General features: G+C 69.8%; 10 protein-coding genes. All 10 read left to right on the top strand.

Translation table 11 applies throughout. The annotated features are described in order from the left end of the window. The first annotated feature begins 180 nt into the window (after window positions 1-180). Window positions 181-2121, top strand: a complete 1941-nt coding sequence (locus ACFVBH_RS29300) for a hypothetical protein (RefSeq protein WP_379006478.1) — start codon at window positions 181-183, stop codon at window positions 2119-2121. Beyond that, window positions 2118-2942 (top strand): ESX secretion-associated protein EspG, encoded by an 825-nt coding sequence (locus ACFVBH_RS29295; protein ID WP_379006475.1) that lies wholly within the window; start codon window positions 2118-2120, stop codon window positions 2940-2942. Before ACFVBH_RS29300 ends, ACFVBH_RS29295 begins: the two co-directional genes overlap by 4 nt. Window positions 2943-3060: 118 nt before the next feature. Further along, entirely contained in the window at window positions 3061-3375 is a 315-nt protein-coding gene (locus ACFVBH_RS29290; RefSeq protein WP_354986603.1) for a hypothetical protein, read from the top strand. A gap of 10 nt (window positions 3376-3385) precedes the next feature. Then, complete coding sequence (locus tag ACFVBH_RS29285) at window positions 3386-3874, top strand: YbaB/EbfC family nucleoid-associated protein (RefSeq protein ID WP_354986602.1); 489 nt, start codon at window positions 3386-3388, stop codon at window positions 3872-3874. Window positions 3875-3902: 28 nt separating this feature from the next. Beyond that, a complete protein-coding gene (locus ACFVBH_RS29280) occupies window positions 3903-21827 on the top strand; it encodes a hypothetical protein (RefSeq protein ID WP_379006472.1) in 17925 nt (5974 codons plus the stop codon). A gap of 101 nt (window positions 21828-21928) precedes the next feature. Further along, complete coding sequence (locus ACFVBH_RS29275) at window positions 21929-22210, top strand: hypothetical protein (RefSeq protein WP_354986128.1); 282 nt, start codon at window positions 21929-21931, stop codon at window positions 22208-22210. A 66-nt stretch (window positions 22211-22276) separates the two neighbouring features. After that, window positions 22277-23764 carry a hypothetical protein gene (locus ACFVBH_RS29270; RefSeq protein ID WP_379006470.1) on the top strand — a complete coding sequence of 496 codons (1488 nt, stop codon included), beginning with the start codon at window positions 22277-22279 and terminating at the stop codon, window positions 23762-23764. Window positions 23765-23819: 55 nt separating this feature from the next. Continuing rightward, the gene (locus ACFVBH_RS29265; RefSeq protein ID WP_379006468.1) at window positions 23820-25547 is read left to right on the top strand and encodes a hypothetical protein; all 1728 of its coding nucleotides are present in this window, start codon (window positions 23820-23822) and stop codon (window positions 25545-25547) included. A 4-nt stretch (window positions 25548-25551) separates the two neighbouring features. Continuing rightward, window positions 25552-26334 (top strand): ESX secretion-associated protein EspG, encoded by a 783-nt coding sequence (locus tag ACFVBH_RS29260; RefSeq protein WP_379006466.1) that lies wholly within the window; start codon window positions 25552-25554, stop codon window positions 26332-26334. Between the two features lie 22 nt (window positions 26335-26356). Continuing rightward, window positions 26357-26698: a hypothetical protein gene (locus tag ACFVBH_RS29255; protein ID WP_354986125.1), complete on the top strand. Its 342-nt coding sequence runs from the start codon at window positions 26357-26359 to the stop codon at window positions 26696-26698. Window positions 26699-26719 lie beyond the last annotated feature (21 nt).

The raw sequence follows: 26719 nt of genomic DNA, 5'->3' as shown, positions 1-26719 counted from the left end.
ATCGCAGCAGGCCAGGACCCTGCTGGGGTGGGGCCCCGCCATAACCGGCGGCCGTTCACGCCGTCTGCCCCCACTTCTAGGGGCAGCGGAACGAATTTCCTTCTGCGCCATCGGTAGTTCACGAAAGTAGGCTGTGCTGGATCGAACTGTTGGAAACGGGCGGAGTGGCAGTAGATACCGATGGCACCTGACAACAAGGACAACACAGCGTGGGCCGGTCTGCGGAAGGCAGCCGAGGCTCCGGGCGGTGCGGTGAAGTTCCATCCGTCGGCGGCGAAGGCGGGATTCAATGGGGCCACAACGCTGCTGACCGAGTTCCGGGCTTTCCGGGATATGGCGACGACCGGCAAGCTGAACAACATCCCGACGATCGGCACCGTGCCGATGCGTTCGGGTGAGCTGCTGGCGCTGGCCTACAGCAGGCAGGGCGGCTATCTGCTGGACCTGTTCGAGATTCAGGTCGACACGCTCACCAACATGGCCGAGACGTTTCGAGCGGCGTCCAAGGCCTTCGCGGAGTCCGAGAAGACCTCCGTCGACGATTTCAACGCGATCAAAGACACGGCCATCCCCAAGGTCTCGGCGAACCTGGACACGCCCAAACCCGCGGACTACAAGCTCTCCTACGACCCGCCGAAGCTGCCGGACCGGCTGAAGAACTACAAGGGGGAAAAGGACACCGAGACGGTGTTCGCGCAGGAGAACGCCGACGGCATGCTCTGGAAGCCGCTCTACGATCTCGGCGTGGAACTTCAGCCGCAGACCTACCGGGCGGCGAGCAAGCTGTGGAACGACATCGCCGGACTCGTCGAGTCCAGGGTCAAGAACTTCACGACCATGATCCAGACGTGGGACAAGAACGACAACTGGCGGGGGAGCAGCGGGGATGCCGCGCGAGCCGCGATCAAGCAGTACGCGCTGGATGTAGATCCGTTCGTCGAGAAGATGCGAACGATGGGTTCGAGTCTGGACTACACCGATCAGTGGGTCGGCTGGACCAAACGGACGTGTCCCGATACACCGGAGAATCCCGGAGCGGGCTGCTACAAGCAGAAGAAGCTCGAGGAGCATCAGCGGTACTTCGAACGCGACTACAACAAGCCGCTGCAGGAGACCGCGAAAGCGCTTCCGACCCTGGCGGTTCCACCCGCACAACCCGCCAAGCCGGCGCTTCCCACCGAACCGAAGGACGACACCACCAAGAAGCCCGGCGACGACGAGAAGAAGACGGAGCCGACGACACCGGCCGGCCCCGGCGGGGGTGGCAATCAGCAACAGCCCCAGCCGCAGCAACAGCCTCAACCGCAGCAGAAGCAGCCGGACCCGAAGGACAAGGACAAGCCGCAGGACAAGGACAAGCCGCAGGACAAAGACAAGCCGCAGGACAAAGACAAGCCGCAGGATAAGCCGCAGGATAAGCCCGGTGAAAAGCCGACCCAGCCGGGTGGCCAGGGTCAGCAGCCGGGAGCGGGAATCGGCGGCACCGGCTCGGGCTCGATCGGCGGCGCCACCGGAGCGGGCTCGTCCGGCGCGGGATCCAGCGGATCGAGCAGTGGCCAGGGCCTGTCGCAGATCACGAGTGCGCTCAGTGCGCTGATCAGCGCGGGATCCACTGCGCTGCAACAGCTGCCGTCCCTGCTCACGCAGCTCGACACCGCGTTGAAGTCCGGCGACAACACGACGCTGGCCCAGTTGCTCGGTGTTCCGGAGGACAAGGTCACCGCGGCGCTCGCCCAGATACAGCAATCTCCCGACAAACTGGCCGACCTGTCTCAGCTGCTGGGTCTGACAGCGGCGCCCGAGGTTGCCGTCCCCGTCGCCGGTCTGCCCGCGGAGACCACCGCCTCGGGTGCGGCCCTGGTGACGCCGGTCGTCGGCGGTGCCACCGCTGATCCCGCTGCCGCGCTGACCAACCTGTTCGCACGAGCCGGTCTCGATACCTCCCCGATGGCACCGGTTCTCGGCGTGAGCGCGGGCTTTTCCGAAGGTGTGCTGGTCGATTCGGTCACCGCGGGTGCGGACGCCGAGCCGGCCCCGGTGGACTTCCTCGAACCGCTCGTCCACGCCATCGATCCGCAAGCCGGTCGACCGGCGGAATCGAATCCGGTGGTAGAAGCGTGAAGTGGGAATTCACCGACGTCGAATTCAAAGTGCTGTGCAATCGGCACTGGTCCGACTCGATGCTGCCGCCGTTCACCTACGTCAGTCGCACGCCGAGTCTGGCCGAGTACCAGCGTGAGCTGGCAGCGGCGGGCGCGCAGCTCGACGAGCGGCTGGGCAGCAGCTTCGACGCGATGATCGACACCATCGCGCGCCCGGAGTTGCTCTACGTCCTGCAGGGTTGGTGCGACAGCGATTTCGAGAACCCGGAGAAGTGGATTCGCGCCCGGGCCCTGCGTAGTGGGATGCGCGCGTGCGTCATCACGATGAAGCCGGGCGAAACCGATATGCACAGTGGTGGTTTCACGGTCGTCGAATGCACGCCTGAGCAGATCCCGGCAATGATGGTCGCGTTGCTCCCCGATGCCGGCCCGGGACGGCTCTCGGAGATCCAGCTCGTGACCGAGACGGCGACGGACGACTCGGATCCGGACTCGCAATCCTTCGCGTTCGACAGTTTCGATGACTCCGTCGAAACCCGAAGCATGGCATTCCTGTCCACGCCCGCGGAACTGACCGGGACGTTTCTGGTGGGCCAGGGGCGATCCAAGTTCGGCCCGCGCGGCCGGATGGAGCGAATACTGCTGCTTCGCGACATCGCCGGTGATGGCAGATACCTGACCGATCTGGATGCTCCCGTTCGCACCGCGGTCGGTGTGACGACCCAGAAGTTCGTGGATCGGATCGGGCGCTGCGTCGGTGATGTGCTGGCCCATATGGAGAATCAAGATGACCGAGCCGAGGAATGGCAGGACGGGGATGCCCGCAGCTGGGCCTTCTGATCCGGACCGCCTGTCTCGCGTGAGATGAACAACGGAGAGCGTCGATTCCCCGGGAACGGCACTCTCCGTTCACTTTCCAGCAAAGATCCGGTTGCTCTGACCTGACAGTCTCACCCGTGTGAACGACCGGCTCAAGACGTACACGGACCTGCTGAACACCGCCGCCGGCAAGACCGGCAAGGTGCGCGACGGCATCGAGAAGGTCGTCGACACACTGGTTTCCACCTCGAACGGCCGTGGTCAGCCCTGGGGCAACGACACCCTGGGTAGGAACTTCTCCGGCGGCGACAACGGCTACGACAAGTCGAGCCAGAACATCATCAAGGGCGCGGGCAACATGGCCGGCACCTTCGGCAACTTCTCCGCGGGCCAGATCAAGGCCGCGGAGAAGCTGGCCGGAATGGACGAAACCAACGGCAGTCAGTTCAAGTAGGGGACTGACGATGGCCAACGAGTTCGCCAAAGCCAATCTGTCCGACATCCTCGAGGATTTCGCGGGCCAGATGCGGACCATCACCGGACTGCAGCGACAGCGGGCGGTGCTCACCGCCTCCGCGACCGTGCGCAAGCGCGTGACGGTGACGGTGAACGCCGACGGCACGGTGATCGAGGTCAAATTCTCCTCGGACATAGCCGATCTCGACTACCCGGAGATCGCCGCCGCGGTCGCCGAGGCCGCGCAGCAGGCCGCCGCCGAGGTGGCCCGCAAGGGCCGGGAACTCATGGCCCCGGTCTCGCAGAACCGCAACCGCCTGCCCAAGTTCAGCGATCTGGTGCCCGGCATGCCGGATCTGAGCCGCGAGCTGGCGATCCCGGAACCGCCGGTGGTCTCGACCGCGCCGCCGAAGGCGCCGGAACGCCTTGCCGCACAGGCGGAACTGGACGCGGACGCTCCGCGCCGAACCGGCGGGGCCACCGACTCGGGATGGTGAGCGCGCGCCCCGGGGCAGTCGGCACGTCATGATCTACCTGCCCTCGGAACTCGAATGGCTGGGCTGGATCGTCGGCATGGAATGGCCCGACGGCAACGAAGACCAGATGTGGAATCTGGCCCAGGACTGGCACACCGCCGCCGACGGTCTGCGCGGCCTGCTCGACGAGGTCAGCGACGCGCGCTACGCCACCCTGGCCTCCTACCCGGACGGCAAGGGTTCGGAGGAGATGGCCAAGGTCTTCGACCTGCTCAGCGGCAAGACCGACGCGGACGACAGCACCTCCATCCCGGATCTGGCGAAATACTTCGACTCGATCGGTGATTCGGCGCACGACACCGGCACCGAGATCGAGTACACGAAGCTGATGTTCTATTCGTCGCTGGGGCTGCTGGCGGCGGAACTCATTGCCGCATGGGTGTTTCCGCCTACCGCACCGGCGGTGGAGGCCGCGGCGATCGCCTTCACCCGGGTCGCGGTCCGCATCATCGGCGCCCGCGCGGTGGCGGCGATCGCTCGCTTCGCCGCGAAGATGGCGGGCTCCGCGCTCGCGAAATTCCTACTGCGCCACGTGGCCATCGATTTCACCCTCGGCACGGTCCAGGAAATCGGCATCCAGCAGTACCAGGTGTCCAAGGGCTCCCGCAAAGAGATCAACTGGACCCAGGTCGGCGTCACCGCCATCAGCTCGGCGGCGGGCGGCGCGGCGGCCGGCCCGTTCGGCGGCTGGCTCGGCGACAACCTGGCCCGGCGCGGCCTGGACGGTATCGGCGGCGCGGGCCTGGCCAGCATCGGCGCCGGATTGGCCGGTGCCGGAGCGGGTTTCGTCGCCGCGACCGGTGCCCAGTTCGGCTTCGACGTGGCACAGCATGGCTGGGACCAGGCGGTCGAGAACCTCTCCAACACCCAGTTCGACTGGCGCATGCTCAGCGCCGGCGCCACGAACGGCGCGATGTCGGGCATGAATCACCATGCCGCCCACAACTTCTGGGACTCCCGCGGCGGCGACGGCAGCAGCGATCCGCCCCCGGCCCCGCCCGCCCCCAACGTCGATCCGCCCGCACCCGGTGTGGATCCCGCCGCTCCGGGCGTCGACCCCGCCGCTCCCGGTGTGGATCCCGCCGCCCCCGGTCAGGACCCGAGCACCCGTCCGACCACCGACGGCCAAGATCCGAGCACCCGTCCCACGACAGACGGTCAGGACAACCGCGCCAACCCGGATGTCAACGAGCCCACCCGAGGTGAGGACCGAACCCGTCCCGGCGGCCACGACACCAACGACCTTCGCGGCGCCCCAGCCACTTCCGAGTCGAACGCCCCCCGCGCCTCGACCCCCGACTCGCCCGCGACAACCCCCACGGTCAACACGGCCGCGGGCCCCACGGCAGCCCCGGCCCCCAGCACCGCCCCCGTCACCTCCGCACCCCACGCCGCGCCCACCACGTCCGCGCCGGGCTCCAGCGCCCCGGGCTCTAGCGCACCCGGTTCGAGTTCGCAGCCTTCGAGCGCACCCCAATCCAGCGCCCCCCGCGCGGACGCACCCTCGAACCCCGGTGCCGCCACCGATTCCCGCGCGGACATAGACGGCTCGTCCGCCCACCCAGATTCCCCGCCGGAGACCCAAGATGCCTCCCGCGCAAGCGCTCCCGACGCCGCCGATGCACACGCGGCCGCCGCGGACCCGTCCGCCGAGACCCCACGCGCCGGTGTCTCCGACGCCCCCACGTCCCCCACGGCCGAAGTCTCCGCCGCCCCCTCGGACGCACCCCCCACCCACCCCGCCGACGCAGCAGACCACAGCGCCCGCACTCCCGAGTCGGCCGATTTCCCCACCTCGACCCCCTTCACGACCCCCGACACCCCCACTTCCCACCTCGACGCACCGGTTTCTCCGGCCGGCGACCAGGTCCCCGCAACGTCCCCCGTCCCGACCACGTCCCCCGCGACGGCGACCGCCCCGCCCACCACCGCTCCCACCTCGACCGCGCCTACGTCCCCCAATACCCCCGGCGATCACCGTGCCCCAGCCCCGCCCGCCCGGCCGGACGTCGCACCCCGCCCGGATCTGAACGCCGCCACTCGCCCCGACGTCACCACGCCACTCGCCGACACGGCCCCGCGCGCCCATGCCGCCCCCGGCCCCGGCGAAGCTCCGCGGGCCGCCGCCGACACGACACCGCCCCGCGCGGACCTCGCCCCCGAGCCCGGCACTGCCCCCCGAGTCGACTCCGACCTCGCTTCGCGCGCGGACCTGAATCCCGTAGACGGTCCGGAGTCCCGTCCCGCCGTCGACCCGGTCGCGGACCCCGCCGCGGTCGGTCGCCATGATGCCGAACCGGCCGCACGGCCGGACCCGAGCCTGCGCGCCGACCCCGCGCCCGGAACCGACGCGAACCCCCGCGCCGATTCCGACTCCGCCTCGCGCACGGAGTCGCCCCCGCGTGCCGACGACACGGTGCAGCCGGACGACCCGGGCGCGGATCGAACCTCCGAACCGGAGTCTCGTTCATCTGCCGAGGAAAGCTCGGCGGCGCGTCCGGACGCCCCGCACACCACCGGCGATGGGGCTCCGATTCGTGATGCGGACCCGGCTGGGACGATCCGAGCCGTCGAGAATGCTGTTGGTGCAACCGATTCCGTCGCGTCCCGCACCGTCGGTGATGATCGTGCCGGTTCCCCGCTGGGCGATGACCCCGGCTCGGTCCCGCGTGTCGACAACGTCATCCCCTTTCCCGTGGACGCCCCGGCTCCCGCCGCGCACGAGCCGCGTTCGCGCCCCGCCCCCGCAGCGGCCCGCCGTTCGGGCGGCGAGCCCATCGGCGACGGCGGACCGGACCGCGCGGGCGACGGGGGAGCGCCGCGTGACGCGGACGCCCGCCCGCCAACAGACGAGGAAGTGGCCTCCGCCTTGTACGGCGGTGACGAACCCCCGGTCGACGACTGGTCGAACCTGACCCCAGACGAGATCTCCGAGCGGCTGCGCACCTTGCACGGCATCGAGACATTCGGCTTCGACAACCCGAACGTGCATCCGGAAGTGTTGCGCGAGTTCGCCCGTGCGGTCGACGACGTCGTCAGCCGCTACGGCGAGATCGACCTGCGCGAGGTGTCCGTCCAGTCGATGGACGACCCGGACAACTACGCCGAGGCATGGTCGGCGTGGGGGTCGGACGGCAGCATCGTCACCCAGCGGCTGGTGCTGAACGACACCTGGATGACCACGCCCGAACGCTTCGCGAACGCCGTGTCGGAGGATGAGGCGGCGGGCGATCTGGTCCCGAATTCCGCTGCCCGGCCGGTGTTCTCGACGGTCGTGCACGAACTCGGCCACGCCCTCGATTTCGCCGGCAACCTGGACGCCCGCGATCGCGCCCTGGACGCGCTGGTCGATCACTACGAGGACACCTACAACGTCCAGAACTGGACCGACGCCGAGAACGCCCGCTTCCAGGAGTGGCTGCATCAGCTCAGCGACTACGGCTTCGACGACCGCGACAACTTCGACGCCACCGAGGCCCTGGCCGAGGCGTTCACCGACGTCGAGCTGAACGGCGACGACGCCAGCGAACCTGCCCGGGTCCTCTACAACCTGCTCACCGACATCGCCGCCGATGCGACGAGCGGCCGCGATCCCGATGCCGCACGCCCCGAGGTGATTTCACCCGGCGACGAGTCGCCCCCGCGCGGCCGCACCCCGGACTCCGGTGACGAGTCGGGGAAACCCGGCGACGATTCACCCGGGAAGCCCGGGGGAGACGATTCTGCGGCGAAGCCGGACGCCGAAACCCCGGCCGACAAGACCGACGCTCCCGCCGACAAGACCGACGCTCCCGCCGACAAGCCGGACGCCGAAACCCCGGCCGACAAGCCCACCGCGGACGATCCGAACTCCCGACCGGATTCCGCTGATACCCAGGAAATCCCGCTCCCGACCACGGCCGAAGCCCTCGATCGCGCGAACGCCGTCATCTCCGAATCCGAAGCGCGCCTTGCGGAGATGCAGCGCCGCATCGACGAAGGGTTCGCCGACCTGGACCGCCTCGTCGAACGCGGCATGGACGCGGCCACCCGAGGCGAGGAACCCAACCTCGCCGATGCCCTGGATCGCGCCGGCGACGTCCTGGACGAGTCCGCCAATCGCCTGGCGGAGATGCAACGCCGCATCGACGACGGTCTGGCCGAGCTGGAGCGGACGATCGACGAGGGTTTCGCCCGCACACCCGAATCCACCGGCGACCAACGCAATCCGGATGGCAGCTTCCAACGCCCGGACGCCGACGCCGCGCCCGATCGGCACGATGAATCGGCTCATCCCGGCGACCGCCGCGCCGAGGACGGTTCCTGGCAGCGTCCGGATGCGGATGCGCCCGGCGACCGCCGCGCCGAGGACGGCTCTTGGCAGCGTCCGGATGCGGATGCGCCCGGCGACCGCCGCGCCGAGGACGGCTCCTGGCAACGACCTGACGCCGAAACCCCGGTGGCAGAACGCAATCCGGACGGCTCTTGGCAGCGCCCGGGTGACCCGCCCGGCATGTTGCGCGATGCCGACGGCAAATGGCGGCCGGATGCCCGCAATCCCGACGGCTCGTGGCAATCACCGGGTTCGGACGCCACCCGCCCCGACATTCCCGTCTCCGAGGCGACCCGCACGGATATGACCCGTCCGGACATCCCGGTCGCACCGGCCACCCGTCCCGACATCCCGCTCGACGCCACCCGCCCGGACGCACCCCCGACCCGCCAGGATCTGCCCACGCAGTCGACCCGCGCGGATGCCACGCGCCCCGACCTCCCGGCCGCCGACGCGACGCGCACCGACATAACCCGCCAGAACACCCTCCCGCTGGAGGTAGGCCCCGACCTGCCGACCGCCCCGCTGCCGGTGCGCCCGGAGGCCCCGCGCCTGATCGAGCGTCTACGACAAATCCGCGACGAGATCCGCGAACTCCTGCGTCAGCACGCGGAGATCCTGCGCCACCCCTCCGGCTCCCAAAACGACAGTTTCGGCGCGTCGTTCCTCTGGGAGGGCCTGACCACGATCTTCGGCGGCAAACCGAACCTCGACGGTTCGGACGGCATCATCCGCGTGCTGAAGGAGGTCATCGAGCTCTACAAGAAGCGCGGCCGCATCGCCGAGTTCTTCAAGGGCTTCAAGGCGAATCGCGCGGATGATTTCACCGTCCCGGTGAACGAGGACGGCACCCCGAATCGCTACTGGGAGAACGAGGCCGATCCGAGCCTGGCCGATCAGGTCGATATTCCCGAACACCTGCGCCGGCACTGGGCGGACCTGGATTCCCGCCTGCCCGAACCGGGTTCACCCGATGCCACGCAGGATCTCCTCGATCCCCGCGAACGCGCCCAGCGCCGCGTGGACATGGTCGACGAGCTGGAAGATCTCGCCCGCCGCTACGTCGAAGAGAACGAGCGCGTCCCCTTCAGCGACCAGCTGCCCCTGGACGGTAAGGGCCGCGTCACCGAGGATCCGGGCCAGCGCTACCTGCGCGAGCTCCGCGGCGACGCCGCCAACATCCTCGACCACCCCGGCGTCAACAACGGCATGGAAGGCGCGCCCCTCGACGGCCCCCTCGGCGACCAGTTCCGCGAAGCAGGCCGCCGCCGCGCCGAATTGGTCGAGGACCTCGGCATCCTCGCCGACTATTTCGACCTGACCTTCGCCGACCTGACCAACGACCTCGAAGGCACGATCACCCGCCTCCGAGCCGAAGCCCTCCTGGAACAACTCCGCGCGGAACGCCTCTTCGCCCCCCACCCCACCCTCCCCGATGCGACCCCGCCCTTCGGGACCCCTCTCCCACCCCCCGGCCCGCCGCCGTCGTCTCCCGAAACCCGCACCGACACAACGCGCCCGGACGGCTTCGATCCGGCCCCGACTCGCCCCGACGCCGTCGATGCCGACCTGACGCGCCCTGACGGCTTGGATCCGAACGCGACTCGTCCGGATGGCTTGGATCAGGACGCGACTCGTCCGGATGGCTTGGGTCCGAACGCGACCCGTCCCGACGGCTTGGACCCGAACGCGACCCGCCCCGACGGTCTCGATCCCACCGCAACCCTTCCGGACGGCCTCGACCCCAGTACGACCCGCCCCGACGGCCTCGAACCCCCCGCCCGACGCCAGTCGCCCGATGACGATCCCGACGGCCCGGAGTTCTTCGACGGCAGCGACTGGGGTTCGGACCCCGGACCCGGCGGCGATTCACCCGTCCCCCAGCACGCTCAACCCGAAGCAGGCCCGGTCCACACCGACGCGACCACACACACCTCGGACGCGGACGACGCGGCGAACTCACCGGGTTCCGCGACACCCGAGCCCGATTGGTCGCCCCGTCCGGACGACGACTGGTCCACCCGCGACCGCTGGGAAATCACCGACCGCCTGACCGAGATACTCTCCGACCGCCGCACCGACGGTGTCCCGATCCAGGTGCTCGGCTTCGACAACGAGCACGTCCCCACCGAGGTGCTGCGCGAGTACGCGCGCGCGATCGCCGACATGCTCGCGCGCCATCCGTCGGTGGATCTGCGCGGTATTTCGATCGAGCCGCTGTCCGACATCGACACCTACGCACAGGCTTTCCCGGTGGTGGACGAGTCGGGCCGCGTGTACACCGAACGTCTGGCGCTGGGCCTGCGCTACGCCATCTTCCCGGAGGAGTTCCAGACCAGTCTGGCCGCGGACGAGGCGACTCGTTTCATGGCCCCCGGCTCCGGCGACCGCCCCGTCTACTCGACGATCCTGCACGAGTTCGGTCACGCCCTGGACTTCGAAGGCCAAATGCGCGCCCGCGAATTGGCTTTCGGGGTGCTGTCCGACGCGTACGATCGCCTCACCGGCACGTCGGACCTCACCGGCTTCGGCCCCTGGCTGTCGGAAGGGCTCAGCGGCTACAGCTTCCGCGATGGCGTCTTCAATCCCACCGAGGCTCTGGCCGAAGCCTTCACGGACGTGGAATCCAACGGAGACCGAGCATCCGAACCCGCCAGGGCCCTCTATCAGGCCATGCTGGACGCCGCCGCCGAGTCTGCGCCGAACCCGCGCCTGCGCGCGGACGACGATTCCGACGCCCCGCCCCGCCATGACACGGCCGACCCGGACCCCGATGCGGCTGTACGCCCCGCGCCGGGTTCGGAGTCGGCAACCCGCCTCGATCCGGATGCCGATCCGGGCAACCGTCCCGAGCGCAGCGCGGACGTCCGTCCCGAGTCCGCGCGCCGGCCGGACGGTCAGCCGCCGCAAACCCCGGATTCTCCGGGCAGGAGCCCCCTGCCCGACGAACCTGGGCAGCACCGGTCGTCCGCTCCTGCTTCGGAGAATCGGGAGCCTCGCGTGGAATCCGCGCCCGCACAGCGCGATACCGGCGACGACGGCGAAACAACCAGGGCGGATCCGGATAGCAGCGTCCCCGCGCGCGAGGCCCCGGATTGGTCACCGCGCCCCGACGACGAGTGGTCCCCCCTGGATCGCGATCAGATCGCGGACGAGTTAGCCGAGCGCTGGGACGTCGACGTATTCGGTTTCGACAATCCGAATATCGACCCGGAAGTGCTGCGCGAGTTCGCGCGGGCCGTGGACGAAATGTTCACCCGCTACCCGGACACCGATCTGAACGCCATTGCCATCATGCCGCTCGAGGAAGGGACGTTGGGCGAGGCATGGCCGAAGATCGAGGACGGCGAGCACTACACGGATCGGCTGGTGCTGAACGAGCAATACGCCGGCAACCCTGAGGATTTCGCCCGCCGCGTGCGGGAGAGCGAAGAAGCCGGCCACCTGGTCGCGGGCTCGGCAGATCGTCCTATCTACTCCACGGTGGTCCACGAGTTCGCCCACGCCATCGACTTCTCCGGTCAAATGCACGGCCGCACAGAGGCGTTCAACGCGCTGATGGAGCACTATTCAGAGACCCGGGGCGATCTGGACGGCTTTGTCGACTGGCTCGAGGACCAGCTCAGTGGGTACAGCTTCGCCGAGGACGGCACCTTCGATCGCGCGGAGGCCATGGCCGAGGCCCTCACCGACGTCGTATTGAACGGTCCGGCGGCCAGCCCTGCCGCCCACGTCCTGCACCGGGTGCTCGTCGAGGCTGCCGCGGACTACATCGCGCAGCGTGACCTGGCAGATTCGGCCGAACCCGTCGAAAACCCTGGTGGCAAAGTCGAATCCGGTCCCAAGCAGGGGTTCAACGCCGATGGCACCTTGCTGCCCCCGGAGCCGGTTACCCCGCACGGTTTCAATCCGGACGGCACCCTTCGGCCGCCCGATGCGGCGGACCCCGTCGTGCGCCCGGGCTACGACCCGGACGGCAACTCGACCGCGCCCCGCCGGGCGTTCGGCGATGACGGCGCACCGACCGACCCCGGCCGTTCCGACGGCACGGATCCCGGCCGTGGCGAACCCGAAGCCGGCTCCCCGCGGCCCGAATCGGCCGACGAGCCCGCCGCCGCGCCGGGCTCGGACGGCTGGTTCGAGCGCATGCAGCAGGATCAAGCCGATTGGCTCGCGCGGATGGAGGCCGAGCGCGAAGCCTGGCTGGCCGGCTTCGATCATCCCGAAACCGACTCGGAGACAGCGCCTCCCGAGACTTCAGCCGCCGGTGACGGTCAACCTCCGAACGACGGCCCGCCCACCCGCCGGGCAGCCGACGACGATGACCCCGACGCCTGGTTCGATCGAATGCAGCGCGAGCACGATGCCTGGCTGGCGCGCATGGACGCCGAGCGCGCCGAATGGCTCGCCGGCTTCGATCTCCCGGAGTCGTCCGCGACCACCCCGGATACGCCGCCGACCACCCCGGAAACCGCTCCGGCGGGTCCCGGAGAACCCCCGGACGCGGGCCCGCCCCTGCGCCCGGCGTCCGATCCCAACGATCCGGACGCCTGGTTCGACCGCATGCGCGCGGACCAGGCCGACTGGCTCGCCCGCATGGACGCCCAGCGCGCGGAATGGCTGCACCGCATAGCCGACGAATACACCCCCGGCAGCCCCGAGGAATGGGCCGCCCGCTTCCGCGCCGACGCCGCGACCTGGGACGCCCAGATCTCCGCCGACCGTGCCGACTGGCTCTGGGACATGGCGGGCGGCCGCCCCGATCTCCCAGCGCCCGGCGCGATCCCGCCCCCCGAGAGTGCCCCTGCGGCAACGAGTCCGGACCTGGCACCGAGCCCCGGTCCGGCGACAACCCCGGATCCTGCGACCACCTCTGGTCCGGCCACGATCCCGGACGGATACACCCCGACCGTGCCCGATCTCCCCGCGGCACCGACATCGGGCGATCCCGCCACGACCGGCCATGACCCCGGCTCGGGCTACACCCCGACTCTCCCGGACATCCCGGTACCTCCGGGTATCCACGAGGCCGAAACGCAGCCGATTCCTGTGGGGGAGCAGCCAACCGGGGACGCACCCGCCCCGGCCCCGGTGAACCCCATGCTCGCCTCCCCGGCGCTACGGGCACTCGCCGAGCACCTGCTCCGGCCGGGCGTGCGCGGCCCGGCATCGACCCGCACCCCCGAGCAGCAGGCCTACGCCGACCGCCTCGCGCACACCCTCGGCCTGCGCCAGGCCCTGGCCGGCCACCCCGACTCCCTCGCGGCCTTCCGCGATATCGCCGAAATGGCCCGCGCACGGGGACTTTTCGGCGACCCGGAGAACGGCGTCCCGCCCACTCCCATGGGCCCGGATGATTTCCGCCCCCTGACCCCCGACGAGCGCTACGCGGGCGAGCAGTACTGGCGCACCGAAGCCGACCCCGAGCAACGGGCCGCCATCGAGGCGGAGATCCGCGCCGCGGGCCTGGAAGACCGCCTGGCCCGTGCCGCCGCCGAGGAAGACGCCGCCGCCCTCCCGCCGGCCACCGGCGAATCCCGCCCGGCCCTCTCCCCGGCCCGCCCGGACGACCCGTCGACGACCCGCCCGGACAACTCCGCCGTCACCCACCCCGAAAACCTCTCGTCCACACCACATCCCGACCCCCAATCCGCCCTGACCCGCCCCGACGCCCCCACCAACCGCCCCACCGAGCCCCAGTCCGAACCGCGCGTCCTCACCCTCCCCGAACTGCGCGCCGAGATCGCAGCCCGCCTCAACCTCTCCGAAGCCGATCTCACCCCCGCCCGCATGTCCGAGCTCGCCGGCGACCTGCAGTTCCAGAACGTGTTGCGCGCCGGTGCGATCGAAGCGCTCGCCGACGCCGTCCAACGGCACGACGCGGCCACCGATCCCGCCGACCGAGCGGATCACGCCCGCACCCGAGACGACTGGGCGCGGCGTCTCAACGTGGACCCGGATGCGCTCGCCACGGACAGCGCCCGCGTCCTGGACGAGCTGCGCGCCGAAACCTACCGCCGCGCAGCCGATGTCGCCGACCTGCTCGCGATCACCCACCACACCCCCGATCCGGCCGACGGCACCCGCATCGTGCTCGAGGCCGACGGCGAGCGAATTCACGTGCGCATCACCGACGGCCCCGACGGCCGTGTGGTTGAGCAGGTCCCGCGCCCAGGCCTCCCGCCCGAACCCACGACCTCGAACGCGGTCGAACGCCGGCAGCGGCCCGGTTTCTTCCGCAGGCAGTGGGAGCGTCTCAAAGCCGGATTCCCGGTCTTCACACCGAAATACCCGTCGGGCTCGGGTCAGGACGGCCAGGTGCAGGTCCAGCTCGCGGTGGAGCTGGGCCACCTGGTGGACAGCACGCTGCTGATGGGCATCGAGAGCGGCTTCAACCCGATCCGCCTGTGGAAGGAACTAGCCACCCAGTGGCAGGTCCGCGAGCGCCTCCCACTGCTGAACCAACTCACCGCCCGTACCGCCGCCATCTCCCCGGACGCGCTGCCCATGCACACGCGCCAGGGCGATCTCTACGAGCCGTGGTTCACCGAAGCCGACCCGGTGCTGCGCGCCGAGGTCGAGGAGAGCCTGCGCATGGCGGGCCTGCCCGTCGGCGAGGAGCAGCTGGAAAACGTTCCGTACCAGCAAAGTCCGGCCGAGCGTCCCGAAATCCCCGAGCCGCCGCCGCATCACTGGAGCCCGGAGCTGCCGCAGCCGGTCACCGATGCGGTGGACGCGCGCGACGCCGCCCTCACCGACCTGCTCCGCATGGCGCGGGACCAGGGCATCGATCTGTCCGCGATCGATCCGGCGACCCTGCACCGCGCGGTCGACGCCGCGACCTACGAACTCATGCGCCGCGCGGGCGCCATCGAGGGCCTGCGCGACGCCGCGACGCGCTACAACACCCAGGACGGCGAGGTCCCGTACACCCGCGAGATCAACTTCTCCGACAACGACCCGCTCGGCCGCTACCTGCGCGAGGTCCGCGCGGCCAACGAAGCGATCCTGGCCGACGAGCGCGCCGAAGCGGCCCGGGCACGAGCCCGCACGCCGCTGGAGGCGGACTACCTCGAGTACAAGGCCCGCCGCCCGCGCCCGACCTTCCTGGACGCGGTCGGGGTCAACAACGGCGGCGAGCCCGCCCGCGATTTCGACAATGCCGAGGAGGAGCTCAGCAGCGAACGCTCGGGCGGCCTGTTCGAGACCGCGCTGATGCGCGATCAGATCCGCGACGAACGCTCGAACTGGGCTCAGCTGCTGGCTGTTTCGCTCGACGAGCTGACCGCCGATCGCCTGGCCCACACCATCGGCGACATGCGGATGGAGGTTCGCGACGGCGCTGACCGGCTCGCCGATTTCGCCGACGCCGTCGACAACTTCCTGCGCCTCGATCAGGCCGCCCGCGACCAAGCGATTCTCTTGGGCGAGGGCACGTCTCGCGATTGGGTGCACGCGAACGGCGGCGTGATGATCGACCGGGGCGTCGGGTTGCTGCCGGGGGAGCCGGGCGGTCCGCAACGCCTGGTCGTCATTCGCGGCGACATCGATCACGACGCCCGCCTGGCCGACGCGCTCGCCGTGAATCCGCACCTGGGCGACATGCTGAATCGCGGTGAGCTGCAACTCGATTACCGCAGGGTCGGATTCGACGAGGACGGCCGGCTCCGCGTCATCGACATGGCCCCGCCGCAGGTGCGGTTCCACGACGTCGAGTCCGCTGGGGAAAGACTGCCGCTGACGCTGCTGCGCGACGGTGCAGACCCGTGGCGGATCGTGCAGGGCGCGGTCCCGGAGCCGGACGCCCCCGTGCACTCCGATCCGGACACCGCGCCCGCGCCTCCGCGCGACCCGGACGTGGTGCGCGAGGAACGCAACGAGGTGGCCGCCCGCCTGTCCGTCTATCAGATGGATCTGGGCCCGGAGTTCCTGCGGGACACCATCGATAACCTCCGGCACGACAATGCCCTGCGGGCCGCGCAGATCGAGGGCATGGTCGATTTCATTCGCACCAGCGATGCCATCGACAACTTCCACGATCTCGATCGCCACCTGGCCAATCTGGCCAACCGGTTGAACCTGGATCCGACCCAGCTCACCGCACAGGGTCTGGCCGAGGCCATGGCGGATCCGAGCGTGCGCGCCGTACGGCGGTTGCAGGCCGTCGAAGATCTGCTGAACTACGCGAAAGTGCTTCGCGACGGCGCGGATTCGGCCGCCGTGCTCGCCGCGCGCGACGAGCTCGCGCGCAGGCTCGGGGTCGAGCCGGAGGATCTGTACGCGTCCAAGCACGTCAAGGACGAGGTCAGCGGCGAAGTCGTCGCGTACCGGCCCGATCCCAAGAGCGTCAAGCCGGGTTCGCTGCTCGAGGCCATCAACGACCTGCTGTACCGCTCCGGTGAACGGCCGGAATTGCTTGCGGCCCTGACCGATTACATCGACACGCTCGGCAAGCTCGATCCGTACCGCGAGAACATGCGGTACGACCCGTCCACCGATCCGCGCGCAGCGGACGGCGAACTCCCGATCCACGATCCGAAGGCGCCCGCGCTGCTCCGGGCGCTGATGAACGAACTCCTCGGTGAGCCACCGGTTTCCGACAACCCGTCCGGCGCGGCCAGCGTCTGGTCGCGACTGCTCGGGGTCGATCTGAGCGATAACGCGGCGATCGCGAAGATCTACGAGAAGCGCATGGTCGATCTGCACGATCGGCTGTCCCCGCGGCAGTTCGCCGATGTGCTCGATACCCTTCGCGCACGGGATATGGACGCGGCGTACGACGCCTACACCGACAGCGCGACCGAAGGTCAGCGACTTCTCACGCCCGATCAGCTGGCCGAAGTGGTGCAGCGACTGCAGGACGCGCGCTACTCCGACGTGTACGACCTGTACCGCGACGGCAAGATCGACAAGCACGAGCGGCTGGAACCGGCGAAGTTCGCCGAGCAGATCGAGAGCCTCCGGCGCGAGATCCGCGAGCGCGAGGCCGACATCGACCTGCTGGAGCGGCTCGCGGCCGAACACGGAGCGCTGACGGGAACTCCGGAACCGGCAGCACCACCGCGTGATTCGCGTGACGTGGCTGCCGACCTCGCCCGGGCCCGGCGCGATCTGGAGCAGGCACGCGCCGACCTGGACTACGCCCGCGATCGCCTGCCGCTGCGGCAGGACCGCCCGCTCGCCGACGCCGATCTGTCCCCGGAACGCCTGCCGGGCACGATCGACTACCTGAATACCCGGAGCGAGCGGGAGATCGGCGCGCCCGCGGTCTCCGACCGGCGGATCGCGGATCTGCACGATGCCGCGCAGCAGTTTCACCGGGCCGAGGACGGCGTCGCCCGGCTCGAGGACGCCATGCGCGACGCGCTGCTGCGCGAGTCGGGCCCGGACGAGTCGCCGGTCGACGCCTGGCGGCGTGAAGTGGACAGCGCCAGAACCGAACTCGAGGCGGCCCTGGACGATCTGCCGGGCAACAGGCCGGTGGACCCGGAGCGCGCGGCCGAGATGATCGAGCGCCTGAACCGAATCCCGCTGGATCAGACCGACGTCTGGACCGACGAACTGCTCGCGGTCCGCGACGCCGCCGACCGCTACACCCAGGCCCAGGATTTCCTCTCCCGCGCCGAAGCGGACCAACTCGACGCCGTGCACGCGGCCGAGTCCCCGGCCGACACGGCCCGCCGCGAACTCACCACCGCCCGCCTGGACCTGCTGTCCGCCGAGGCTCAGCGCGACGCCTCCCTCATCGGCCACCCCGAGTCCGCCGCCGACCTCAGCCGCGACTGGGTGGCCGACACCCGAGAGGCGCTGTCCGGCAACGATCCCCGCACCCTGCCCCCCGCCGATCGCGCCCGCCTGGATCTGGCCGAAGCCGCAGCCCGCCACCACGATGCCGAAGATCGCGTAGCCCGCTGGGAAGCCGAACAGTCCCGCCTGGCCTCCCAGGCGGCAGCCGCCGACCTCGGCCCCCACACCGCCGCGGCCCGCGCCCGCGATGCCGCCGAAGCGGATCTGCACCAGGCGATCTCCGACTTCCGCCGCCACACCGGCCTCAACGTGGCCCCCGCCGACCTGACCCCCACCCGCCTGATCTCCACCCTCGATGATCTGGCCTCCCAAACGATCCGCGGCGTCACCCCCCACTCCTTCGACGCCTTCACCACCCTCCGCGATGCCGCCGAAGCTCACCACCGAGCCGCCGCCTTCGCCGACTGGCTGGCAACGAACCTCCCCGACCCCGCCTCCAACCCACCCCCGGCCGAAGCCGCCACGACGCCGGATCAGCCTGCGGCCGTGATGACGCCGGATCAGCCTGCGGCCGTGACGATCCCGGATCAGCCTGCGGCCGTGACGACTTCAGATCCGGTCAAGGCCGTGACGACGGAGGACCCCACCGGAGGCATTACTCCGCCGCAAAATCCGGACTCCCCACATTCACCGGACCCCGGCGATGACCCGGACCCCGGTGACTCCGGCCCAACCCCCGCCAAACCTGACGGCCCCGCCCACCCGCCAACGACCCCCGCGTCGCCCGCAACCCTGCCCACACCTGAACCCCCAACCCGCCCGGTCCCGCTCACCTCCGGCCAGTCCCCAGACCCGGCCGTCCACCCTGCCGCCGATCCCCCGGCAACCCCACCGCCGCCGTCACACCCCCCGCGTCCGGTGGCCCCGCCGATGCCGTCCGAGCCGCCGCGTCCTGTCGGCCCGCCGCGGCCGAGCCATCCGCCGATGCCGGTGGAGCCTCCGAGGCCCGCGCACCCTCCGCGCCCGTCGGAGCCGCCGCGTCCTGTCGGCCCGCCGAGGCCGAATCATCCGCCGATGCCGGTGGAGCCTCCGAGGCCCGCGCACCCTCCGCGCCCGTCAGAGCCGCCGCGTCCGGTGGCCCCGCCGATGCCGTCAGAGCCGCCGCGCCCTATCGGTCCACCCATGCCCAACCACCCGCCGATGCCGTCGGAGCCGCCGAGGCCCGCGTATCCGCCGATGCCCGTGGAACCGCCACGCTCGCCGGACTCTGCGATCCCGGCTCAGCTCGAACAGCCTGATCCCGCAACTACTCCGGATCATTCGGCTGCTCCCGACACGGGCGAACAACTGCCCCCGGCAACGGGTCCGTCGAGTTCGGACGAGGCACTCAGCCCCAAACCTCCGATGCGCTCGGATGATTCGACGGCCCCGCCGATCTCCGAGACCTTCTATCTCGCAACGGAACCGGCCCCGAACGCGGAACGACCCGTCGCCGAACGCATTCCGTCGCCGGATGCTTCGGCCGAGCAGCTTCCGCCGCCGGGTGTCGACGCTTCCACTCCTCCTGATCGGGAATCGGCGATGTCGCCGGGACCGGAACAACCGATAGCCGACCCCGCCGATGCCGGCGGAGATCCGGGTGGGCCGGTCGTTCTGGGCACCGACGCCGCGGACGAATCGGCCGGCACCGATCGGAATGTCGATACCCCTGATGAATCAGGAGCTGCCGGGAGAAGCGCTGACGATCCGCACGGATCGGCAGATTCCGACCGAGATCGCAGTGAGGGGATCGACGAGGATCCGGATGTGCCCGAAGCAACGGGTCCGGACACCGGGGATCGCGATGCCGGGGACCGGTCCGGAGGCGTCGATCGCGCTGACGACGGTGCCGATGCCGACGACACGGCCGGTGACGCCGACTCTGGCGACAGGAACTCCGACGATCCAGATTCCGACGATCCCAATTCCGGCGATCAGGATGGTTCCGACGCGGGCGACGATCGGCCGGATCGTGCGAACTGGCGCTCCCACCTGCCCCGCGTCCCGCACGACGAGGAGTTCGAGTTCCCGGAATATGCGCCGGAGCCCCCTCGCGACCTCTACCCGTGGACGCTGCCCCCGGAGGATTCGACCGACAATCCTCCACAGCCACAGCCACAGCCACAGCCACAGCCACAGCCACAGCCACAGCCACAGCCACAGCCACAGCCACAGCCACAGAAGCCGCCGTACGTACCCGACCGGGTGCCAGGCGTCCCACCGTCGCAGCCCCAGCGCCCTCCCTATGTACCGGGCGAGGCCCCGGGTACTCCGGAGCCTCAGCCGCAACGGCCGCCGTATGTCCCCGGTGAGGTCCCGGGCATTCCCCAGCCGCAGCAGCCGCCCCAAAACCCAGGCGGGTTCCCGAATGTTCCAGGTGCCCAGCCCGGACAGCCGCCTCAGCTGCCGGGTGGGTTCCCGGGCATTCCGGGGCAGCAGCCGCCCTACGTCCCCGGCGAAGTCCCGAATGTTCCGGGTGTACAGCCCGGTCAACCGCCCCAACTGCCCGGCGGGTTCCCGGGCATCCCGGGTTCGCAGCCGCAGCAGCAGCCCAATGTCCCCGGCGAAGTCCCGAATATCCCGGGTGACCAGCCGGGCCGCCCGCCTCAGCTGCCGGGCGGGTTCCCAGCCATCCCGGACGCTCAGCCCGGTCAGCCGCCGTTCGGCTCCGGCGGGTTCCCGACGATCCCGCAGTCGGGCCAGTCACCTCAGCTGCCGGGCGGTTTCCCCGGCGTCCCGGGCGCGCAGCCGGGCGAGTCGCCGGACGGCACCGACGGCTTCCCCGCGATCCCGCAGCCCGAGCGACCGCCCTACGTCCCGGGGCAGGCCCCCGGTCTGGCGCAGTCAGGATGGAACAGCGATTCGGACTGGAACAGCGAGTCCGGCTGGAACAACCAGCCGAGCTGGTCGGGGGGCTCGGGCACTCTGCCGGAGAATCCCTGGCAGCAAGACTTTTCGCAGTCGCCGACCGACTCGGACGCGAACGGACAGCCCCGCAACCCGGGTGAATCCGCACCCGGTGCAGCCGAATTCGACTGGGGGCAGTTCGGGGACCCGAATGTCCAGGCGCCCAACGGATACGACCCCGCTCACGATCAATTCGGTGCACCTGGCGGCCGGCCTATCGGCGGACCGGATGCGGCCCAGGACCCGTACGGGCAGGCCCCCGGTGGTCCGGCGCAACCCTTCGGCGGGCACCCGGGTGCAACCGGCGACGGCACGAACCACGTTGCCGGACAGCCCGTCACGAACGGCGACGCGCCCGCCCGCTACGAAGCCGGCGGATCGGGCCAAGCCCCCGCGCAGTCCCAGCCCGGCGCTGGAATGCCCATGGGCGGCGCCCCGATGATGGGCCAGCCACCCGCGCCCTCCACCGCACCCGCCCGTGCGGCACAGCGCTTCCCGCGCGCCACCGCACCGAGCGCGGGCAACGGCGAACTTCTGCTCCGCGCCCACGCGGGCTTCGGCGAGTTCGCCGTGCTCGACCCCGGCACCGGCGCCCTGCGCGGCGTGGCAGGTGCGGGCAGCGCGGTCGCCGGGCTGTACGCGGACCTGTCCGGAATGCAGGTCCTGTTCTATCGCGACCCGCAGGCCGGTCTCATGCTGCGCGTCGCCGACCAGGCCATCGCCCTCGACCGCGTCGGCGGTGAGGCGGTGTGGGAACGCGGGCAGGGTTTCCACCGGCTGCTGGTGCACGCCGCCGGGAATCCGGTGTGTGACCTGAAGTACGCCCCGCTGTCGCCCGACGCCGACCTCGGCCTCCTGATCAGGGATGTCCTCGCTGATCCGGCGCGCAGAGCGGGGATTTTCGGATGATTCGCTCGACCTGAGTTGGCCGGTTATTGGTGTTCCGGCAACCACACGGTCGGCTCGGATATGTGATGCTGACAGTTGATTCGATAGCGAAGGAGACGAACGTGCGCAGTGCCCGCCCCAGCGAGGAGCAGTTGCGGCGCAACTTCGACTCCGTGCTCAGCGAGGTGTCGGCCGGGCGCGGGGTGCGTACCGAGACCGGGCTCGACGAGCAGACCGAGAACGCGCTCTGGGCCATCGCCCGGGCCGCGCCGAACATCGCGCCCGAACTCGTCGACGCCGCCCGCGCCGCGTTCGCCGGCCAGCTGGATGGCAGCAACGCCGTCGCCCGGCGCGCGGAGTTCGATCGCAAACTCGCCGAGCGCGCGGCCCGCAATCAGCGCTGACCGCCGCGCCTTCCCCGCAGCTCGGGATGCCCGCCGTCTCGAAGTGCCCGCCCAGGAGACGACTACGTGACGATGTCCTACGAACCCGCCGAAGCCCGCGCGACGCGGCAGCAGTCCACCGACGCGGCACCGGATTTCACCGAGTTCAACGCACCGGCCACGGCCGCGAATCACGCTGATCACAGCGCCACAACGGATCTCGGCGAGTCAGCGAATCTGGACCGGGGCTTCTCCGTTTCGGACTCGTCCGCCGAACCGCCTGCGCCGTCGGTGCACACTCCCGCGGAACCTCGGATCTCCGCGGATTCCGAATCGCTCGGCTCCGCAGCGGATTCCGAGTCCGCGGATCACCCCGGCACAGCGTCGTCGGACTCCGATCCCGAATCCTCCAGCACCCCGGCCGATCCCACTCCCGACATCGGCTTCAGCCTCACCCCGCCGGAACCCGAGCCCGAACCCGACCTCGCCGAACGCGCCCGCAGGCTCGCCCACCGCATCGCGCAGGACCTCATCGCCGAGGCCCCGACGGGCTGGGACACCCTCACCGCTGCCTTCGCGGTCACCGTGGCGGGCCAGGTCTCCAGGGTCGTCTTCGCCGACACCCAGCAGCGCCAGGCTCAGATCCTGCCCTCACCACAGGCTTTGGCCATGGTCGAGGCCCATCGCGGTGTGGCCGCCCAACTCGGCGATCCCTGGTGGCGCCTGGAGCTGGTGCTCACCGCCGCCGGTGAACTCACCGTCGACCACGACTACGGCGACGAGCCGTTCCCGGACGACCAACTCTTCGCTCCCCAAGCGTATTTGGCCGACCTGGAGGCCTACCCGCGGGCCGAGCTGCCGACCTGGCTCGCCGCCTACCTGCGCCACGGCAATCGCCAGTCGCGCCCGCCGCGCGACGCAGCCGAAATGTCGCGCGTGGACGCCACCACCGGTGCGCGGCCGATCCGTTCGCGAGACGACTTCCCGGATTTCCCGCTGCTCTGGGCGCGCTGGGCCGCCATCGCGGCCGCCTTCGTTGCGGTCGGCTCCGAGCGCGGTCCCCGAGTCCTGCCCTCCTTCGCCTGGTTCGAGGGCTCCCGCCGTTCCGGCGCTTCGCTCTACCAACTCCCCGGCGGCCGCGCGGTGCTGTCGGGTGGCGTGTGGAACGCGCCGCAGTTGCACGCCGCCTACAACGGCCATTCCGCGCTCCCGCGGCTGTACGACGGCGCACCGGAGTGGGTTGCCAATCCGGTCTTGAACACTCGGGCCGGAGCCGGCCTGCTTTCGTTCTGCTACTGGTGGGATCAAGACAGCTGGTATCGCGGGGAGTCGCCCGCGGCAAGGGAACTCGCGGCGGCGGTCCCGGGTATCTGGACCGCCGACAGCGCCGCGAGCGTGATCAGTGGCCTGCTCGCGGATGACCCGACCGCCGAACAGCGCGCTGCCGCAGTAGCTTTGGTAGCCGCAGCCGAAGGGGGCCGCGTCACGCGGGAACTGCTCGCCGAGATATTCGGTGCCGCAGCAGATCTGGATTCAGCGAACTACCAGCTCCTGCTCGCGGGCGTAGTGGAGTAGAGGTCTCGCCGCGAGGGACCTATCTTAAGGCGTTGGTGAGTGAGGAGCTGATGACGTGGGCGACTGGGACGATCTTTCCAAGCGAGCGCACCAGGGCGGGCTGACACTGGACGACGGCGCGGCCAAGAAGGCGGCCGACGCCGCGGCCGACTGCGTGTACTCGCTCGAGCGCATGCGGGGCCTGGTCGACGCTCTGGTGGATTCGCACAAGGGTTTCAGCGACAACGCCCAGCTCGGGTCCGCGACCAAGCTCGCGGGCCGATTCGACACCCAGGGCGGACGCCTGACCGAGGTTCTGACCCAGTACATCGCGCTGGTCAATGCCATGGGCGACACCTTGGTGACCGCAGGCCAGCTGTACGACGCTCAGAAAGAGGAGTCCGTCGCGCACTTCCGGTCGCTGCAGACCGCAGCCGCGGATCGGGACTACAAAGACGCCCCGCCCATCGTTCTCAACGGCAAAACCCCGATTCCCGAATGGCAGGAGTCCAACGCGAATCTGGTCGTCGACAACAGCAAGAACGGATTCGACCCCGTCAAGAAGGCCGCCAAGGGTGACAACGCGCACTACACCGATGCGATCGGCGTGGAGGACATCGGCAGTAAAAGCATCTGGTGGTTCGTCGATGTCCGCAGTGGCATCAACGCTCAGCTGGTCGCGGATCGCGCCGGCGACTGGCACTGGATCGCCAAGTCGATCGCTCAGGACTTCAAGACGCTGAAAGATCAACTGGCGGCGATGGAGAAGAACGAGCAGTGGAAGGGGGCCGGCGCTCGAGGTGCGATCCTCGCCGCGGGCCGCTTCAAAGAGCAGGCCGACGACTTGACCACCGATCTGCATCTCATGGGCAACACCTTGACCTTCATCTCGGGCTGGCTGCAGAACACCAAGAACGCCCTGCCTGTGGAATGGGATATCGCCAAGACGAATACTCAGGCAGAGCGGAATGCGGTCGATCGTGCCGTAGCGGGATTCACCAACTGGTACATCCCGGGCATGGCGAAGGCCAGTGTCGCGATCCCCAAACTCGGCTCGCCGGACTCGGATGCGCCTACCCTGACCGGTCCCACGACAACGGCCACCGGCCCCGGGGGTACGACCGGCAACGTGCTGAGTGACAGCACCTTCAAGTGGCCGGACAAGAACACCCAGGACAAGAATCCCGACGGCAAGAACCCGGACGGCAAGAATCCCGACTCGAACCAGCCTCCGGGACAGCAGGATCCAGGTAATCAGCAGCCGGGGCAGAACGGCCAGGATCAAGGCGGCGGCCAGAACCAGAACGGCGGCCAGGATCAAAACGGATCCTCCAGCCAGGACGGCCTGTCACAGCTGACGAGCGCGCTGGAGCAGGGCACGCAGGGCTTGGAATCGCTCACGACCCAGGAGACCAAGCAGGACCCGGCCACAACCCTGGCCGGACTGCCGGGCCTCAGCACCATGCTGAACGATCTGAAGGGCGGCGGTGGTGGTGGTGGAGGTGGCGGCGGCGGACCCGCGACCGCCCCGGCGCGAGATGTCCAGCAGACCAAGCTCTTCCCGCGTGCAGCCGTGGCGACGCCTACCGCTGAAACGACTTCCAGCGCCGTACGAGCCGGAATCGCCGGCGGCGCGATGGCCGGCGGCATGGGCGGTATGCCGATGGGCGGCATGGGTGGCGCGCAGGGCGCCGGCGGTCAGGGCAAGGACCACAAACGCCCGGATTACCTGGACAACCTCGAACACCTCGAAAGCGCCATGGGTGCACCGCCGGTCGTAGCCAAGCCGGTGGTAGAGGGCTGATTCGGTGGATCGAACCTGGACCTTCAGCGATCTCGAATTCGTTGCGCTCTGGGCGGACCTCGGCGAGGAGTTTCTGCCGCACCCGCTGATGTTCACGAGTCGCACCGAGTGGTGGGACGACCACCTGGAGAATCTGGCCCGCGCCCGAGAATCACTGCGCGACCGCGAGTCCGAGCTGGAGGATCTGCCCGAGCTGACCTACGCCCTGCGCAACCCGGACCTGCTGGTACGGGTGCACGGCTGGGATCCACGCGACATCGAATCCGGTGCGGGCAGCGTGCGGGGACTGGGCGTGCGATACGGCGAGCTCGGCTACGTGCTCACCCAGCTGCCCGGCGAAACCTACCGGCACAGTGGCGGATTCACCGCGAAGGAGTTTCCGGCCGCTCGCCTGGCCGAAGAGCTGGTTGCCCTGCTGCCGGACACCGCGGCCAGTCGCGGCCGCGACATCGTGCTCGCCCGGCCCGAACACGTCGAGCAGTTCGATTACGCCTTCGGTATGTCCCCGGCGCACGAAACCCTGGAGGGCGGGGTGATCGACCGGGCCGCGGACTTCCTCGCCGCGCCGGCGACCAGCCGCGGCACCATGGAAGTGGTGCAGGGACATTCGCGCTTCGGCCCGCGCGGCATTACTCGCCACCAGCTTGAATGGCGCGACGTGGTCGACGACGGCCGCTACGTCATCACCGGATACCCGTCCGTCGCCGCGCCCGCCGACCGCAGGCGCATGGTCTCGACCCTGCAATCTCATATCGCCGAAGTCGTCCTGGCCATGGCGGACGAATGAGCACAGCACAGGAGGATTCACGGTGACGATCGAGGACACCTTCCCGACGCACTTCACCATGTCCTCACGGACGGGTTCGGTCGTGGTGACCACCACCGAGCAGGGGTTGCCGGTCGGCCTCGAGGTCGAGCGCGACCAATTGCGCGGTGACCCCGATCAATTGGCCGGTGAGATCCTGCGCCTGTGCGCGCAGTCCGCCGCTCGTGCCGGTCTGGAGCGCCGCGCGCAACTGCAGGCCGCCGGCCTGGCCCCGGAGATGCTGGCGCTGTCCGGGCTGCCCACGATCGAGGAGGTGACCAGGCAGGAGTACGTCGAAGAACAGGAGTACGACACCGAGCCCGACAGCTGGCTGCGACCCATCTGACGGAATGAAAACCGCTGTACC

Source organism: Nocardia sp. NPDC057668, from assembly GCF_042799795.1.
Lineage (GTDB): Bacteria > Actinomycetota > Actinomycetes > Mycobacteriales > Mycobacteriaceae > Nocardia.
Note: the sequence above shows the minus strand (reverse complement) of the source record. Positions and strands in the feature narration are given on the sequence as shown.